This is a genomic window from Pseudoflavonifractor phocaeensis, from assembly GCF_016901735.1.
Classification (GTDB): Bacteria; Bacillota; Clostridia; order Oscillospirales; family Oscillospiraceae; genus Pseudoflavonifractor_A.
The window spans coordinates 1-474 of sequence record NZ_JACLZC010000200.1 but is presented as its reverse complement, the minus strand read 5'-3'; the positions used below and the strand labels follow the sequence as shown (position 1 = coordinate 474).

Here is a 474-nt window from a genome sequence, read left to right as displayed (position 1 = left end):
GCTTCCGTGTTTTCAAATTGGACACCTCCAATCTGGAAACCTGGGACGCCACCCCCATTGAGAACGAGCAGCTTGACCTGTTGTACCAGCGGATGAACAGCATGATCCACCGGGTAAAGCCGGAGCGCACCGACCTGGACATGATTTATGAAATCATGCTGAAGCTGGGTGTGCCGCTGACCTACTCCGTGACACCATTCTCCATCCACAACAAGACCGTCTATGGCGTGGGCGATGATTGCCTGCTGCTGGTCTGTCTGGCCGAGGATGTGCAGCCCGAGGACGTGGAGCAAATGACCGAATATGCCCCGGCGAAAATTATCATCTCCCGTGACAGCTTTGCCGACGATACCGCCATGGCCAACGCCTACTATATCCTGCGGGATCACGGAATCGAATTGAAATTGGTGTGAGGGGAAAAAGATGGAATACAATCAGCTGCCTAAGGGCTTTTTTAAAAAGAACCCGCTCAAT

Annotated in this window: 1 pseudogene; it reads left to right on the top strand. The window is 52.7% G+C overall.

Annotated elements, in window-relative coordinates:
- Positions 1–413 (top strand): annotated as a pseudogene (locus tag H7U37_RS16570) (site-specific DNA-methyltransferase); the annotation flags it as partial.
- Between the last annotated feature and the right edge of the window lie 61 nt (positions 414–474).